The organism is Collinsella sp. TM05-38 (assembly GCF_003466445.1).
Taxonomy (GTDB): Bacteria; Actinomycetota; Coriobacteriia; order Coriobacteriales; family Coriobacteriaceae; genus Collinsella.
This window is the reverse complement of the sequence record NZ_QSPM01000007.1, coordinates 112188-128348: the sequence shown is the minus strand read 5'-3', so window position 1 is coordinate 128348 and position 16161 is coordinate 112188. Positions and strand designations below refer to the sequence as shown.

At 60.7% G+C, this 16161-nt stretch carries 13 protein-coding genes; all 13 read right to left on the bottom strand.

The genetic code is table 11. From position 1 onward, the window contains the following. The 13 genes from recA to DXD49_RS05650 all read right to left on the bottom strand — a co-directional run bounded on the left by recA (position 1) and on the right by DXD49_RS05650 (position 16153). Positions 1–1164 carry a recombinase RecA gene (gene recA, locus DXD49_RS05710; protein WP_304485477.1) on the bottom strand — a complete coding sequence of 388 codons (1164 nt, stop codon included), beginning with the start codon at positions 1162–1164 and terminating at the stop codon, positions 1–3. Positions 1165–1420: 256 nt separating this feature from the next. Then, entirely contained in the window at positions 1421–1951 is a 531-nt protein-coding gene (locus tag DXD49_RS05705; RefSeq protein ID WP_117794443.1) for a CinA family protein, read from the bottom strand. 12 nt (positions 1952–1963) lie between these two features. After that, positions 1964–2512, bottom strand: coding sequence for a CDP-diacylglycerol--glycerol-3-phosphate 3-phosphatidyltransferase (gene pgsA, locus DXD49_RS05700; RefSeq protein WP_233541754.1), 549 nt, complete (start codon positions 2510–2512; stop codon positions 1964–1966). Between the two features lie 99 nt (positions 2513–2611). After that, a complete protein-coding gene (gene rimO, locus DXD49_RS05695) occupies positions 2612–3961 on the bottom strand; it encodes a 30S ribosomal protein S12 methylthiotransferase RimO (RefSeq protein WP_117794441.1) in 1350 nt (449 codons plus the stop codon). A 27-nt stretch (positions 3962–3988) separates the two neighbouring features. Further along, positions 3989–4486 (bottom strand): YajQ family cyclic di-GMP-binding protein, encoded by a 498-nt coding sequence (locus DXD49_RS05690; RefSeq protein WP_117735189.1) that lies wholly within the window; start codon positions 4484–4486, stop codon positions 3989–3991. A gap of 26 nt (positions 4487–4512) precedes the next feature. Further along, positions 4513–6024: a RodZ family helix-turn-helix domain-containing protein gene (locus DXD49_RS05685; protein ID WP_117794440.1), complete on the bottom strand. Its 1512-nt coding sequence runs from the start codon at positions 6022–6024 to the stop codon at positions 4513–4515. Continuing rightward, a complete protein-coding gene (locus DXD49_RS05680) occupies positions 6024–8804 on the bottom strand; it encodes a DNA translocase FtsK (RefSeq protein ID WP_233541752.1) in 2781 nt (926 codons plus the stop codon). Before DXD49_RS05680 ends, DXD49_RS05685 begins: the two co-directional genes overlap by 1 nt. Position 8805: 1 nt before the next feature. Beyond that, entirely contained in the window at positions 8806–10476 is a 1671-nt protein-coding gene (locus tag DXD49_RS05675) for a ribonuclease J (protein ID WP_117735187.1), read from the bottom strand. 640 nt (positions 10477–11116) lie between these two features. Further along, positions 11117–13363 (bottom strand): polyribonucleotide nucleotidyltransferase, encoded by a 2247-nt coding sequence (locus tag DXD49_RS05670; protein ID WP_055309899.1) that lies wholly within the window; start codon positions 13361–13363, stop codon positions 11117–11119. A gap of 150 nt (positions 13364–13513) precedes the next feature. After that, positions 13514–13792 (bottom strand): 30S ribosomal protein S15, encoded by a 279-nt coding sequence (gene rpsO / locus DXD49_RS05665; RefSeq protein WP_035138510.1) that lies wholly within the window; start codon positions 13790–13792, stop codon positions 13514–13516. 138 nt (positions 13793–13930) lie between these two features. Beyond that, a complete protein-coding gene (gene recO, locus DXD49_RS05660) occupies positions 13931–14680 on the bottom strand; it encodes a DNA repair protein RecO (protein WP_117742747.1) in 750 nt (249 codons plus the stop codon). A 15-nt stretch (positions 14681–14695) separates the two neighbouring features. Continuing rightward, on the bottom strand, positions 14696–15763 hold the full coding sequence (gene era / locus DXD49_RS05655; RefSeq protein WP_199407081.1) for a GTPase Era: 1068 nt from the start codon (positions 15761–15763) through the stop codon (positions 14696–14698). A gap of 12 nt (positions 15764–15775) precedes the next feature. Continuing rightward, positions 15776–16153: a diacylglycerol kinase family protein gene (locus tag DXD49_RS05650; RefSeq protein ID WP_117735184.1), complete on the bottom strand. Its 378-nt coding sequence runs from the start codon at positions 16151–16153 to the stop codon at positions 15776–15778. Positions 16154–16161 lie beyond the last annotated feature (8 nt).

Genomic DNA, 16161 nt, shown 5'->3' with positions numbered 1-16161 from the left:
CTACTCGTCGTCGTCATCGAGCATGGCGGACCCATCGATGGCGTAAAGCTCGTCGAACTCCTCGCCGGAAGGCTGATCCGCAGCCGGCTGATCGGTCAGCTCGACCTCGGACGGAGCATCGTCATCAAACTCAAGCCCGCAGGCAAGGCGAACCTTATGCTCAATCTCGTCGGCGCAATCGGGGTGTTCGCGCAGGAACGCCTTGGCGGCCTCGCGACCGTTGCCGAGCTTGTCCTCGCCATAGGCAAACCAAGAGCCCATCTTCTTGCAGATGCCGCACTCGACAGCCATGTCCAAGATCGAGCCCTCCTTAGAGATTCCCGTACCGTACATGATGTCGAACTCAGCAGAACGGAACGGAGCTGCCACCTTGTTCTTAACGACCTTGGCGCGCACGCGGTTACCGATAACCTCGTCCTTAAGCTTAATGCTGTCGATGCGGCGAATGTCGATACGCACCGAAGAGAAGAACTTAAGGGCGCGGCCGCCCGTCGTGGTCTCGGGGTTGCCGAACATGACGCCGATCTTCTCACGCAGCTGGTTAATGAAGATGCACGTCGTGTTGGACTTGGACAGCGAGCCGGCGAGCTTTCGGAGCGCCTGGCTCATCAGGCGAGCTTGCAAGCCGACCGTGGTATCGCCGATCTCTCCCTCGATCTCGGCACGCGGAGTCAGCGCGGCGACAGAGTCGACGACGATGGCATCGATGGCGCCGGAACGCACGAGCATGTCAACAATCTCGAGCGCCTGCTCACCCGTATCGGGCTGGGAAATGAGCACCTCGTCGATATCCACGCCAATGCGCGCGGCATACGTGGGATCGAGCGCGTGCTCGGCATCGATAAATGCCACAACGCCACCCATTGCCTGGGCCTCGGCCAGGATCTCGAGCGAAAGCGTCGTCTTACCGGAGGACTCGGGACCGTAGATCTCGACGATACGACCGCGCGGCACACCGCCGATACCCAGAGCGGCGTCAAGTGCCAGAGCGCCCGTGGGAATGGCCTCGACCTCAAGCTCGGGGCCGCCGTCACCATACCTCATGATGGAACCTTGACCGAACTTCTTCTCGATCTCGGCCTTGGTGGTGGCGATCATCTCTTCGCGCTCTTTACCCGTCGTGGGTGCATGGACGGTACGTACGGGACCTGAATTCTTGGCCATGAATAGCCCTCCTCTTAACAACCTGCATCGATAATAAACGAACGGCTGTTCGTGGTCAACCGTTCAGACCAATCATATGCAGGCAGTCTTTCCAAAACCCAACCAAACGCCGACCAAACACTGGCCAAATGCTTGACCACATAGGGCCAAATAAAACAAGGAAGGAGAAAATACACCTATGACCAGCACAAACGCTGAATTCGCCAGAGGTCCCTATCTCCACAATTAAGGGGCCCTAAGGCCCCTTAAAACACGCCTATTCCATAGAGTTGAGCACAAGGGCAATGCGTCCCAATGCCTCCGTGACCGCATGGGCACGAACACACGAACGGTCGACCTCATAGTAGCAACTCACAGAGTCCACGACCGGCACTTCCCCATCGACCGTGCGATACGCCCAGCCAATATAGAAGGTGCCAGCCGGATCGTCCTCGGTACCGCCGCCGGGACCAGCATAGCCCGTTGCGCTCACGGCAACATCGCTCTGGTACAGATCCAGCGACCCCGCCGCCATCTCGCGCGCGGTCTGATGCGACACCGCGGTATAGCGGTCGAGCGTTTCCTGCTCAACACCCAGCACGCGATGCTTGATCTCATCACAGTAGGTTACCGCACCGCCACGCAGCACCGCCGAGGCGCCCGGGATATCGGCAATCGTCGAGGAGATCATACCTGCCGTCAGCGACTCAGCCGTCGAAACCGTCACGCCCCGAGCGCTCGCGCGCTCGACAATATCGCGCGCCAGCTCCTCGTTATGAGCGGAAATCTGCTCAAAAGAGTCCGTCATACCCACCAGGACCTAGACCGAAAAGACGATCTTGCGGCAGTTCCAGAAGTACTGGGCGCCCGAGATAACGGTCAGGACAACGGCAACGGCGTACAGGAAGCGCGATAAAGAGTAGATGCCGAGCGTCAGCGCCACCGGGCCAAGGTGCAAGCCGGCCATCGCAAAGACGCACAGGTAACCGCAGATGGAGACCATCGTGGTCGCCGTCTTGTACTTGCCGAGCTTATCGGCGGCAACGACCACACCAGCGGCACTCGCAACCATGCGCAGGGCGCTCACCAGCAGCTCGCGGAACAGGATAACGAACACCGACCACACGGTTACGGCACCAAAGTCCAAGAACAGCAGCAGGGCAGAGAACACGAGCAGCTTATCGGCGATGGGATCCAAGAACTTACCGAAGTCGGTAATCTCGTTGCGCGAACGAGCCAAGTAGCCATCAACCTTATCGGTGCACGACAGGATGACGTACAGAATAAAGGCGGCGGCGGCGAGCGGGCCGTCGAAGGTGCTCCAATCCGTACCGGCAACGCTCGTGTGAGACAGCGCCGACACGATCATGAACACCGGGATAAAGACGATGCGCACGCACGTCACGATATTGGCGGGCGTCCAGACGCTCGTCAGTTCCTTATTGCTCTCGTTAGCCACAACGCGCTCCTACTCCACAACATGACCGATAAGCTCATAGCAGAAGCTATCGGTAAACTCGACGGTCAGAATATCGCCCACAGATGCCTCGCTGGCATCCAGATGCACCGCGCCATCGGAATCGGGCGCCTGGAACCAAGCATGGCCAATCAGCTCGGCACCGTCCTCGGTCTCTTCGATACCGTCGACGATCACCTGGGCGCGCTCGCCCACATGTGCGGCGGTGGCGGCAAAACCGAGCGACTCGGCCAGGTCCATGGCCTCCTGGGCGCGCTCGAGCTTGACCTCTTCGTCGACCTGACCCTCCATCTTGGCGGCCAGGCTGCCCTCCTCACGCGAGTAGGCAAAGACGCTCGTGTAGTCAAAGCCGACGGTGTCCATAAAGTCGATAAGGTCGCGGAACTCGTCGTCGGTCTCGGTCGGGAAGCCGACCATGGCCGTGGAACGGATCACGATGCCGGGAATGCGCACACGCAGATCGCGGAACAGGTCCTCGAGCTCCTGGCGCGAACCGGAGCGACGCATGGCCTTGAGTATGCGAGTATCACAGTGCTGCACGGGGATATCGATATAGGGCAGCACCTCGGGCGTATCGCGAATGGTCTCAATGAGCTCATCGGTCATGCCCTCGGGCTGCAGGTAGAGCACACGGACCCAGACGTTCTGCGGGCGCACGGCCTCGGCGACGGCGCGCAGCAGCTGCGCCAGATTGCGCGGCGAGCCCTCGGCGACGCCCTCATCCGCAAAGTCGGTGCCCCAGATGCCCGTGTCCTGGCCGATCAGCACGATCTCTCGCACGCCACCGGCAACCAAGTCGCGCACCTCGGAAATAATGCTCTCGGCATTGCGCGAGTGATAACGACCACGGATATACGGAATCATGCAGAAGCTGCAGAAGCGGTTGCAGCCATCGGAAATCTTGACGTAGGCGACAGCGCCCTCGACAGTGCGCTTGACCTGCGGAATATAGGCGGCGATCTCACGCTCGACACCCAGCACGCCATCGATGACCGCCACGATGCCGTCCTCTTCGTCGGCCTTCACAAAGGCAGCGACCTCGGGCAGCTCGTCAGGCAGGTCGTCGCCATAGCGCGACGGCACGCAACCGCACATGACGATGGGACAGGAGCGAACGCCGTCCTGCACCTCATTGGCGAGCTCGAGCGTGGTCTCGATGCTCTCAGACGTTGCGGAGGCGAGGAACGAGCATGTATTGACAATGGCGATATCGGCTTCCTGCGGGTCGAATGCCTCCTCGTAGCCTGCGGCGGTCAAAAGAGAACGCATGCGGTCGGTGTCAACCTCGTTCTTAGCGCACCCGAGGGTGATGTAGAGCACGGAGCCCAACGGTGTATCCATGTTGGAGAGCGGTCCTTTCGAATGATATTAGCGGTAGTTGGTGAACTGCAGCGGCTGGCCGTAGTCCTGGTCGCGCAGGAACTGAATCACGGTCTGCAACGCGTCCTTCGAAGCAGAGGAAACACGCAGCTTGTCGGCCTCGATGGCCACCTTGACCTTGAGCTTTTGGTCCTTGATGTCCTTGTTGATCTTCTTGGCGGTCGCCTGGTCGATACCCTCGACGATATGGCCGAGCACGCGCACGGTGCCGCCCGATGCCGCCTGCGGAGCATCCCAAGAGACAGCCTTGAGGTCGATGCCGCGCTTGATGAGCTTGGAGCTCAGGACATCGATGATCTGCTTGGAGACAAAGTCAGCCGGGGCGTTGATCGTAAAGAGCTTGTCGCCCTTCGAAAGCTCAATGGTGGCGCCGGAATCCTTCAGGTCATAGCGCTGGGAAATCTCGCGCGTGGTCTGCTGGAAGGCGTTGTCGACCTCTTGCATGTTGACCTCGGACACGACGTCGAAGCTGGAATCTTTAGCCATGATGTTTCCTTTCGCGTACGAGCGGCTTAATAGCTATCGTACGAATAGTCGGTAGAATCGGTGGGCGTCTGACCGTCAGTTGCGGTATCGGCGCCATCCGTGGACTGGGCATCGATGCCGTCGGTGGTATCGGTACCATCAGTGGTGTCGACACCATCAGAACTTTCACCATTCTCGGAATCAGTCGTCTCCTTCTTGGGAACGGTGATCGTCACACGCGCCACGCCCGAAGTCTTGGTATCGTAACGGACCTTTTCGCCGTTCTTGGTAACGGTGACATCGGAAGGCTTGGACGTGGTGATCTCGATCGAGGACTCGGGCGTGTACTCCTGCTCAAAGGGGCCAGTCGCCTGGGCGCCATAGACCGACTTTCCATCGACCTTGACCTCAATCCACGCGGTCTTTCCCTTGGCAACGGAGACCTTGACCTTCGTTACCTCGTTCTCTTCCTTTTTAGCCGTCGTCTTGGTGGCGTCCGAATCGGTCGACTCATCCGTCGCCTCATCGGTGTCTTCGTCCTCGTCGACCGTTTCGGTCTTCTTAGAAGACTTCTTGGTCGTCGTCTTGGTAGCAGTGGGCGTCTCGGGCGTGGTCTCGGGCGTCGAAGATGCGCAGCCGCGCAGAAGTACCACGATGAGCACGATCAGCAGCAGCGTCACGGCACCGATGCCAGCGTAGACGATACGCGGATCGAGCCCGTTGTTTTGAGGAGTACGAGATCCGCCGCGTCCACGACTGGAACTGCTGCGGCCGCCTCCCTGAGGCATACGACCACGATTGCTATCGGAACGACCACGATAGCCACCCTGGCCCTGAAGGCCGCGCTGACCCGAGCGGGGCGCAAGTTCACCGCGGCCTTGATAGCCACGCTGGCCCGAACGCGGAGCCGAAGGGCGCTGGCCACACGGCTGAGACTGAGAGCGAAGACGCGGCGTCACCTGCGTAGTATCGGCATCCGCATAGCCACCGCGAGAGCGTCCGGTGGAGACACCACGGTAACCGCGATCGGAATAGCCGCCGTCGCCGTAGCCGGCACGAGGGTCACGCGCCACGCCGCGGGCAGCGGGGAGTGCACGGTCCTCGGGCATCGGCGCACTGCGGAACCGGTCACGCTGTGAGCGAATCTCCTCGCCCGAACCCGTCTCGGTAATATAACCGGCCTGCTGAGGACGCTGTCCATAGCGGGTCGAACGACCGCCCTGAACCATCAGAAAGCGCCCGTTATCGACCGAGGAACGCGAATTGACGTAGCCGGCGGCGTCCTGAAAACGACCGCCCTGCTGCGACGTCTCGCGTTCGTATGCCATCAGGTCGTCAAAGTAGGCATTGACGACCTCGCGCGGATTGAGGCCCAAAAAGCGAGCATAGCTCGAAATCATGCCCTGCGCATAGCCGCGCGGCGGCATCGAAGCAAAGTTACCGGTCTCGAAAAACTCGATGATCTGCGGCCTGATTTTGATGGTGTTGGCGACCTGCTGAATGGAAAGGCCCATTCGGCGACGCTGCTCGAGCAGCATGTCACCAAAGCGTGCAGCCATCAGAATCCTCCAAACTCACGATCTTCACGTGCCATCTCGGCGTCGACAGATTTCAGCGCGGCAAGTCCCTCCTCGTCCAGCAGAACCTCGCGCGGCTTCGAACCGTCGGGCGGGCCGACGACACCCTTTTCTTCCAGCATGTCCATAATACGCCCGGCGCGCGCATAGCCAACCTTCAGACGACGCTGCAGGCCAGATGTGGAGCCAAGCTGCGAATCCACCACAATATGGGCGGCTTCCCAGATGAGCGGATCATCGTCTTGCGGCTCGGCGACTCCGGTGCGGACAATGCCGCCGCCACCCGCCATGGACATGGAAGCGGGCGCCACGGCAGACAGGATCTCCTCGTGGTAGTCGGGCTCGCTCTGCGACTTGACGAACTCGACAATCTCGTTGATTTCGTCGTCCGAAACAAAGCAGCCCTGGATACGGCGAGGCTTGCCCCAGTCGACCTTGGAGAACAGCATGTCGCCCAAACCGGTGAGCTTTTCGGCACCCATCTGGTCGATGATGACGCGCGAGTCGATGCCCGTGGCGACGTTAAAGGCGATGCGGTTGGTGATGTTGGCCTTGATGAGACCTGTCACCACGTTGGAGCTGGGGCGCTGCGTGGCCACGATAAGATGAATACCGGCGGCACGGCCCAGCTGAGCGATACGAACGATCGACGCCTCGACATCCTTGCCGGCGACCATCATCAGGTCCGAAAGCTCGTCGATGATGATGACCAAGTAGGGCATCTTTTGCGGCGGGTTGTCGTAATGTTCAAACTCGCCGGCGGCCTGCTTTTCGTTGTAGGTCGAGATCTTACGCACGTTGAGACGCTCGAAGACCTTCAGGCGACGCTCCATCTCGGACACGGCCCATTGCAGAGCGCTAGCGGCTTGCTTGGGCTCGGTCACCACGGGCACATAGAGATGCGGCAGACCGTTATAGCCCGCAAGCTCGACGCGCTTGGGGTCGACCATAATCAGGCGAACGTCCTCGGGAAGGGCGCGCATGAGCAAGGTCGTGATGATGGAGTTGATCATGACCGACTTACCGGAGCCCGTGGTACCGGCAATCAGCAGGTGGGGCATCTTGGCGAGATCGGCGACGACCGGCGTGCCCTCGGCGTCGCGGCCGATGGCGAGCTCGAGCGGACCGCCCTTCACATAGGGCAGCACGTCGCCCAGATTGACGTTCTGGCGCTTGCGGTTGGGAATCTCGATGCCCACGAGCGAGGTGCCGGGAATCGGGGCAAAGATACGCACCGACTGAGCAGCGAGCGAAAGCGCGATATCGTCCTCGAGGCTCGAAATCTTGCTCACGCGCTCGCCCTCGCCAGGTTGCAGCTTAAAGGTCGTCACCGTAGGGCCGGCGATCCAGCCGACCACGCGGGCACTGCGGCCAAACTCAAGCAACGTGGACTGCAGCGACTCGGCAGTCTGTTCAAGCTCCTTGTCCGAAGACGCGGCAGAAGCCGACTGCGGGTTGGCATGCAGGATCTCGAGCGGCGGAAGCTTGAGGCCATCCCCTTCTTCGCCCTCGTTATCTGCAGCGTCGTCGTCCACTCCCCCATCACGAGCCGCAGCCGATTCGACAGCACTCGAGGCAGCGCTATCGGCAACCTTGGGATGCTTCAAGAAGTCGGGAATCTGAGGTGTTGCCGAGACAGGATTCACGGCAAACGGCGGCTCGGACTCGTCAATCTTATCGGGGTCGTCTTCCATCGAAAGCTGGCCGGTTACCTGGCCGCGCTTTGCATGGCGACGCGGCAGCAAAGTTGTCTTTGCGGTCTCAATCGGAGTCTCGTCGTCCTCGTCATCACCCTCGGTAAGCTCAATCTCGCTCTCGGACCAAGACGGATCGGGCTCACTCGTATTGAGCTTGGGAACCGTTTTGCCCTTCTTGGCATGTCGGCGCGGCAGCAGCGTCGTCTTAGCGCGCTCAGCCTCCACGGCATCGGACACGTCGACAAACGAATCCTCATCCTCGTCGTCATCGTCCAAAACCGGGTCCGCATCGTTGCCCATGACCGTGGTCATGGCAGCATCAGAGCCCTTTTGACGAAGAATGCTCAGATGCGGACGGGCGACCCCAGGCACCGACAGGGCCTCATCGTCACCCCACGGGCTCGCGTTAACATCGGCACGACGGCGTTCGGCAAAATCTGCCGCACGATCGCGGGCGGAGCGCAGCACGCCGCCCACCGAAAAGCCAATGATAACCAGGCCCACGACGACAAGGCCCAGCAGGACTACCATCGCGATAGGCTTACCCAGGGCATTCTGCAGCGCACTCGCAATAAACGCACCGATGTAGCCACCCGAGGCGGACAGATTTTGCGGCGTAAACATGAGGTCACACGAGTTGCTCGTACCCGACACCATCAGCGAAAGAATGGAGACGACGGCGATAAAGACCACGGCGCCGCCCGCAACAGAGCGCACGTTGAGCGGCGAGTCCTCGCCTAAAAAGAGCGTGGCGGCAAACAGCAAGATGACGATCGGCAACACGTAGGCGCCCAGACCAAAGCCTAAGTGGTAGAAACCGGCAACCGCAGCTGTAACGGGTGCAGTCGCCGGCGAAATCACGGCAATAAAGGACGCAATCGCCAAAACGGCAATGACCACGCCGGCGATATCGCGATTGGCTGAGGGCTCGACCAAGGGCTCAAAATCGTCGAAGTCTGCCTCGTGGCCCTTATTGGCACGCAGATGGGAACCGGCACCCTTAGCAGATGCCGGTTGGTTATTGGCCTTATTGCCTTTGGCGTTTTGTGCAGATCCGCGCGCCAAACTAAACCTCCATGACGACCGGGATGATCATCGGACGGGTACGCGTACGGCTCCAGATAAAGTTAGAGAGCGAATCGCGCACGGCCTTGCGAATGGCATCGGAACCGCTGCTCGTAAAGCTGAACTTGCCCTTCTCGATCGTCTTCATGATGGATGCGGAGGCATCCTCGGAGAACTGGTCGTCGATGGCAAACGAAACACCGCGGCCCGAGAACTCGATGGCCTCGATCTTCTTTTGCTTGAGCGAGACGATGGCAACAGCGGTAACCATACCGTCGTTGGCGAGCTTCTGGCGATCGCGCAGGACGATGGGGTCGGTATCGCCGATACGCAGGCCGTCGACGTAGACGACGCCAGACTCGACGGGCGTACCGCGCTTGACGATACCGCCGCGCATCTCGAGCGTGTCACCGTTATCGAGGATAAAGATATGGTCGTCCTTGAGACCCATCTTGCGGGCCAGCTGGGCGTGTGCCCGCAGATGCACGGCCTCACCGTGAACCGGCATAAAATACGTGGGCTTGGCCATGGCCATCAGGAGCTTGAGCTCCTCCTGGCTACCGTGACCGGAGACGTGGACGAGAGCGCGGTTCTTATCCCACACGTCGCAGCCGAGCTTGGCCAGGCTGTTGACGACCTGCTGGACGGCCTTCTCGTTGCCGGGAACAGGAGTTGCCGAAAGGATAACGGTATCGCCCTCGTGGATGGAGAGCGTCTTGTGCTCGCCATTGGCCATGCGGGACAGGGCCGACAGCGGCTCACCCTGCGAACCGGTGCACATGACGACAATCTTGTCGTCGGGCAGGTTATCAATGTCGAAGGCATCGATGATATCAGCGTCGTCGATGTTGAGGTAGCCCAGCTCACGCGCCACGCGGGTGTTCGTGAGCATGGAGCGACCGGTCACAACGACCTTACGGCCGCACTTGCGGGCGGCATCGCAGATCTGCTGCAGACGATGGATGTGGCTCGAGAACGACGCGACGAACACGCGACCCGGCGCATTCTTGATGGCGTGCAGTAGGTTGGGACCAACCTCGGCCTCGGACTTGGTAAAGCCGGGAACCGTGGCATTGGTAGAGTCGGAAAGCAGCAGGTCGATGCCCTGCTTGGCAAAGCGGCTGATAGCGGCATAGTCGGGCGTAACGCCGTCGATGGGCGTCTGGTCGAGCTTAAAGTCGCCGGTGTGCATAACGGTGCCCTGATTGGTGCGGATGAACACGCCCAGAGCGCCGGGGATGGAGTGTGTCATCGAGAAGAAGTCGAGCGAGATGCCGCCGAGGTTGACATGGCTACCGCCCTTGACCTCGCGGAACTTGGGTGCGCGGATGCGGAACTCGGAAAGCTTGCCCTCGATGAAGCCGAGCGTCAGCTTGCTCGAGAAGATGGGCACCTTGTTGTTGAGGTCCTGCAGCAGATACGGAAGCGAACCGGTGTGGTCCTCGTGGCCGTGGGTGACGATGATACCGCGGAGCTTCTCCTCGTTCTCCAGGACATAGGTGTAGTCGGGAAGCACCAGATCGATACCGGGCTGGGAGTCATCCGGAAACATGAGGCCGGCGTCGACGAGCACCATGTCGTCGCCGCACTCAAAGACCGTCATGTTCTTGCCGATGCCATCAAGGCCGCCGAGCGGGATGATCTTCAAGGGAGATGATTTTTTAGCTGCCATAGGTAAGTGTGGTTTCCTTTCTTCGAAACGGGTCTGGAACAACCGACGGGGCGCTTCTGGCAAACCGACCGCCGGGCACATACAACAAAGCATCGCAGAGTCGATGCAGTAACTACAGTATGATACCCATTTGCCTACCAACAGACCACCCATGCATTAAAGCCCCATCTGAACTGGTCCATCCCGCCGGTTTCCCGTGGGGCGGGCACTGATGAAGTTTCCTGCTCTACAGTCCTGCTCACGACGGAGGCCACATTAAGTGGCCTCCTGTTCGTGCGGAACTCGCGATAAACTTCATCAGTGCCCGCCCCACGGGAAACCTACCAAAAAAGGACAGGTTTGTTTTGGTCGGTTTTATCTGGGAAGATGCTGCTGCGGCTATCTACAGATCTGAAATCTGACTACTGAATAGACTGTCTAACTGAATAGCGAGCGGCACTAACCAGCCCTTTTGCTTGCGACCGGGAGGGGCGCATATGAAGTTTATCGCGAGTTCCGCACGCAAAGGAAAGCACTTAATGTGCTTTCCGTCTTGCGCGGGACTGTAGAGCAGGAAACTTCATATGCGGCCCTCCCGGGCGCAAGCAAAAGGGCGACCCCTGTACGGAGTCGCCCTTGGTGAGCTGCTTGTGTGTAGCTGTTACTCGGCGTCGTGGTGACGGCGGGGCTTGCGGCCTCCGTTGTCGCCGGGACGGCGCGGACGGTCGCTGCGCTCGGAGCGCTCGCGACGCGGACGCTCACGGCGCTGGAAGTGCTCGCCGTCGCCCTCGGAGGCACCCTCGGCACGAGCAGGAGCCTCGGGCTTGTCCAGACGATCGAGCGAGATCTTGCCGCGATCGTCGACCTCGATGACGACAACCTTGACCTCGTCGCCCACGTTGAGGACGTCCTCGACCTTCTCCACGCGGCCCTTGGCGACGCGGGAGATGTGCAGCAGACCGTCCTTACCGGGCAGCAGGTTGACGAAGGCGCCGAAGGGCTGGATGGAGACCACGCGACCGGTGTACTCCTCGCCCGGCTCGGGAACCTTGATGATGAGCTTGATACGCTCGACGGCCTGGTCGACGGACTCGCCGGTGCCGCCGACAAAGACGGTACCATCCTCCTGGATGTCGACCGAGGCGCCGGTCTCGTCCTGGATGCCGCGGATAACCTTACCGCCGGAACCGATGACGTCGCGGATCTTGTCGGTCGGAACCTGGATGGAGACGATACGCGGGGCGGTGCTGCGCGTGGTGTGGCGCGGCTCGGGAATCACATCGAGCATCTTCTGCAGGATGAAGGCGCGACCCTCCTTGGCCTGCTGCAGGGCGCGGGCCAGGATGTCGAAGGTGAGGCCGGTGGCCTTGTTGTCCATCTGCAGGGCGGTGATGCCCTCGGTGGTGCCGGTGACCTTAAAGTCCATGTCGCCGAGGAAGTCCTCGAGACCCTGGATGTCGGACAGGACCACGGTCTTGCCCTCCTCCTGGATCAGGCCCATGGCGATACCGGAGACCGGGCGCTTAATGGGCACGCCGCCGTCCATAAGGGCGAGCGTGGAGCCGCAGGTCGAAGCCATCGAAGAGGAGCCGTTGGACTCCATGACCTCGGAGACGACGCGGATGGCGTAGGGGAACTCGTTCTCGTCGGGGAGCACCGGAAGCAGAGCGCGCTCTGCCAGATTGCCGTGACCGATCTCGCGGCGCTTGGGGCTGCCCATGCGGCCGGTCTCGCCGGTGCAGAACGGCGGGAAGTTGTAGTGGTGCATGTAGCGCTTGCCCTCGGTGGGCTCGATGGTATCCAGACGCTGGCCCTCGTTGAGCATACCGAGCGACAGGACGGAAAGCACCTGGGTCTGGCCACGCTGGAACAGACCAGAGCCGTGAACGAGCGGCAGGTAGTTGTCCTTCACCATGATGGGACGGATCTCGTCGGCGGCACGGCCGTCGACGCGCTCGCCGGTCTCAACGACCATGGTGCGCATGGCCTTCTTCTCGAGCTTCTTGAGCGCCACGGGGATCTCGCGCTCCCAAGCGGCCTGCTCCTCCTCGGTGAACTCGGCGCGGATGGACTCCTTCAGAGCCTCGACCTTACCGATACGGGAGAGCTTGTCGGCGTCGCGAAGGGCGGCAGCCATCTCGTCGTAGTGGGCGAAGATGCGCTCCTGGACCTCCTCGACGGGCTGGTCGAGCGGGTACTCCTTCTTGACGATGGGGCCGTTAACCTGCTCCCACTCGGCGACGAACTCGTCCTGAGCCTGGCAGAAAGCAGCAAGGGCCTCCTGGCCAAACTTCATAGCGGCGAGCATGTCGTCCTCGGAGATCTCCTCGGCGCCGGCCTCGACCATCGAGATGAAGTCGGCGGATCCGCCCAGCTCCAGGTCCAGATCGGAGTTCTCGCGCTCCTCGTAGGTGGGGTTGACGATAAACTCGCCGGTCTCCACGTTACGGCCGATGCGCACGCAGGCAAGCGGGCCCTCGAAGGGCACGCCGCCGAGCGTCATGGCCAGGGAGGCACCCATGACGTTGATGACGTCGAAGGGGTTGACCTGGTCGGCGACGAGCGAGGTAGCGACAATGTGTACCTCGTTGCGGAAGCCGTCCGGGAAGCTCGGGCGAATCGGACGGTCGATCATGCGCGCGGTGAGCGTGGCCTTCTCGCTGGGACGGCCCTCACGCTTGAGGTAGCCACCCGGGATGCGGCCGGCAGCGTACATCTTCTCGTTGAAGTCGACGGTCAGCGGGAAGAAGTCATAGTTCTTGCGCTCCTTGGAGACGACCACGGTATCGAGCATCGTGGTGTCGCCCTGCTTGACCAGACAGGCGCCAGTGGCCTGCTTGGCAAGCTCGCCGGACTCAAAGGTGTAGGTCTTGCCGTACAGCTCAAAGGTCTTGGATACGAGTGTCATTGTTCTCCTTTACCCCACAGGCCCCTTGCCTGCGGGCTTCTCATGTGACGCGGGCCCCCTGCCCCCGCCACGCTTCAGAGCGTGATTGTTCACGCCCTTACACAAAAAGAGCGTCCCGCATGCAGGACGCTCTTAGCATGTACAAGTTCGCTACTGAATATTGTCGCGAATGCCCAGAGCCTTGATGAGCTCACGGTACTCGACGATGTCGTTCTTCTTAATGTAGGAGAGAAGACGACGACGACGGCCGACGAGCATGAGCAGGCCACGACGGGTGTGGAAGTCCTTCTGGTGGGACTTCATGTGCTCGGTCAGCTCCTTGATGCGCTCGGACAGGATGGCGACCTGAACCTTGGGGTTGCCGGTGTCGACCGGGGTGTTACCGAACTGGGCAGTCAGCTCCGCCTTGCGCTCTTTGGAAACAGTCATTGTTTCACCTTTCGTTTTGCGTCGCCATCGGGCGACTCGATTCGCCTCGGACTGGGAAGCCGCCGGTGGAGCGAGCAACCAAGGTCGAGGTACCAACAGGCCGATATGTTACCACAAGCAGCCCGCGTCTGTGCATCATCACCGACCCAACATGAATTCCATCGCACGGAGGCGCTGATCGGTGTGCGTCGCAGCCCAAACATGTGAAAGCCCCAACAAAAAGGCAGCGGTATGGGGGTCGACCCTCTCGGCCATAAGCGCATCGAAGGTCATGGACATGAGGGCGCGCAGCCACGCGACCTCACCGGTCGACACCAGCTCGGCACCCGGAACGCTCGACGCACACGACCCGCACATGAGCCCGCCGGCCTGGGGCGAAAAATACGACAGCATAGGGTCTCCGCACAGCACGCAAGCCGAAAAATCGGGTCGGTAGCCAACGTGCGATAGCAGCTTAAAGACATATGCCGCCACGAGCAGGTCCATATGCGCCGCGTCGAGCCCGCCGCCCACCAGGGCAAGCGCCCGCTGCGTGATGGCAAAGGTAAACGGGTCCTCGGCGTCCTCGAATGAGCACACACGCGCGACCTCGGCAATCGCGCTTGCGGCGCAGGTCGTCTCGTAATCGGGCGCGGCGCCGAGCGGCGCTTCCATAAGCTCGGCCTGGGAAACCACATCGAGCGAGCGTCCATGTGCGAGCAGCATATCGACGGTACAGAACAGCTCGCAGCGCGCTGCCAAGCGCCCACCGGGTTTGCGCGCGCCCTTTGCCACGGCACGAACCTGCCGACCCCGCTCGTCAAGCATCGTCAGAATCAGGTCGGTCTCTTTGAGCTTCGTCTTATCGAGGACGAGGACCTTCGTGCGATATGTCCGGGAGCCTGCCATGCGCGTCGCGCGTCCTTAATCTTCGGCATTGTAGCCAAAACGGCGAATCTGAGCCTCGTCGTCGCGCCAACCGGCCTTGACCTTTACGTCCAGCTCCAAAAAGACCTGCGTGCCAAAGATGCGCTCAAGATCACGACGGGCATCGATGCCGATATGTTTGATCATCTCGCCGCCCTTGCCGATGATGATGCCCTTTTGGCCCTCGCGCTCGACGTAAATGGTGGCATGTACGCGCAACACCTTTTTGGTCTGCTCGAGCGCATCACAGATCACGCCCACGGAATGCGGAATCTCATCACGGGTGCGGCGCAAGACCTTCTCGCGCACAAACTCGGCAACGAGCGTCTCGTCGGAAGCATCGGTGCCCATGTCCTCGGGGAACCAGCGAGGACCCTCGGGCAAAAAGTGCGCAACGGTCTCGATGAAGGCATCGACGTTAAAGTTCTTGACCGACGACGTCACGATCTCGTCGTCATAGTCCATGAGCTCGTGGGCTGCCTTGAGCTGCTCCATGACCTGTGCGGGGTCGGCCTCATCGGCCTTGGTGAGCACCAGGACCTTCTTGCAGCGGGCGCTCTTGACGCGCTCGGCAACCCAGGCATCTCCCCTGCCGATCGGCTTGGTGGCGTCAATCAAAAACGCGACGACGTCAACATCGTTCAGCTCGAACAGCGCACTCTTGTTGAGCTCGGAACCCAGGCCATCCTTGGGCTTATGAATACCCGGGGTATCGACAAAGACCAGCTGGTAGCCGGGACGATTGACGATGGCGCGCATACGGCGGCGGGTCGTCTGTGCCACCGGCGAGGTGATGGCAACCTTTTTGCCGTAGCAGGCATTAAGTAGCGTGGACTTGCCGGCGTTAGGGCGACCGACCAGGGCCACGAAGCCGCTGCGGAAACCGGGTTCCACGTCACCAAAGCCCATAGGACCGTCGTCCTCGTCGCATAGGGCGTCGAGTTCCTCATCGCTCATGCCCTCAAACGGGTCGAACTCCTCGACTTCCTCGAGCTCCTCAGTATCCACCGCGTCCAGGGACTCGTCGTCCAGAATCTCATCGGTAGGCTGCATATTGTCGGACATGGGACTCCCTTTCTAAATAAAGCCGAGCGCGTGGGCAAATACCAGCAAGCCCACAATCGCGGCGGTGATGGAAAGAACGTATACAGAGGCGGCGGCGATGTCCTTCGCACGCTTGGCCAGCGGATGAAGTTCCTGGGTCGCCAGGTCGACGATGGCCTCCATAGCGGTGTTGCACAGCTCGCCGTGAATCACCAGGCCACAACAGATGATAATCGTGGCCCACTCGGCAATGTCGAGCCCCACGATGCAGCCGGCAACGACGGTGCACACGCCCGCAACGAGCATGACCTTAATGTTGCGCTCGGTCTTGACGGCGGTGACGAAGCCCTCCATGGCGTAGGAAAACGACTTTAAGAAGGACGGATGGTCCTTGTTCGATCCGGGAATCATAGACGGCT

Excerpts from the sequence above, each read along its gene's own strand:
- era (WP_199407081.1), bottom strand. The coding sequence starts at position 15,763 with ATGTCCGACAATATGCAGCCTACCGATGAGATTCTGGACGACGAGTCC.
- DXD49_RS05685 (WP_117794440.1), bottom strand. The coding sequence starts at position 6,024 with ATGGCTGCACGCTTTGGTGACATGCTGCTCGAGCAGCGTCGCCGAATG.
- DXD49_RS05650 (WP_117735184.1), bottom strand. The coding sequence starts at position 16,153 with ATGATTCCCGGATCGAACAAGGACCATCCGTCCTTCTTAAAGTCGTTT.
- DXD49_RS05705 (WP_117794443.1), bottom strand. The coding sequence starts at position 1,951 with ATGACGGACTCTTTTGAGCAGATTTCCGCTCATAACGAGGAGCTGGCG.
- rpsO (WP_035138510.1), bottom strand. The coding sequence starts at position 13,792 with ATGACTGTTTCCAAAGAGCGCAAGGCGGAGCTGACTGCCCAGTTCGGT.
- DXD49_RS05675 (WP_117735187.1), bottom strand. The coding sequence starts at position 10,476 with ATGGCAGCTAAAAAATCATCTCCCTTGAAGATCATCCCGCTCGGCGGC.
- DXD49_RS05670 (WP_055309899.1), bottom strand. The coding sequence starts at position 13,363 with ATGACACTCGTATCCAAGACCTTTGAGCTGTACGGCAAGACCTACACC.
- recA (WP_304485477.1), bottom strand. The coding sequence starts at position 1,164 with ATGGCCAAGAATTCAGGTCCCGTACGTACCGTCCATGCACCCACGACG.
- rimO (WP_117794441.1), bottom strand. The coding sequence starts at position 3,961 with ATGGATACACCGTTGGGCTCCGTGCTCTACATCACCCTCGGGTGCGCT.
- pgsA (WP_233541754.1), bottom strand. The coding sequence starts at position 2,512 with ATGATCGTGTCGGCGCTGTCTCACACGAGCGTTGCCGGTACGGATTGG.
- DXD49_RS05690 (WP_117735189.1), bottom strand. The coding sequence starts at position 4,486 with ATGGCTAAAGATTCCAGCTTCGACGTCGTGTCCGAGGTCAACATGCAA.
- recO (WP_117742747.1), bottom strand. The coding sequence starts at position 14,680 with ATGGCAGGCTCCCGGACATATCGCACGAAGGTCCTCGTCCTCGATAAG.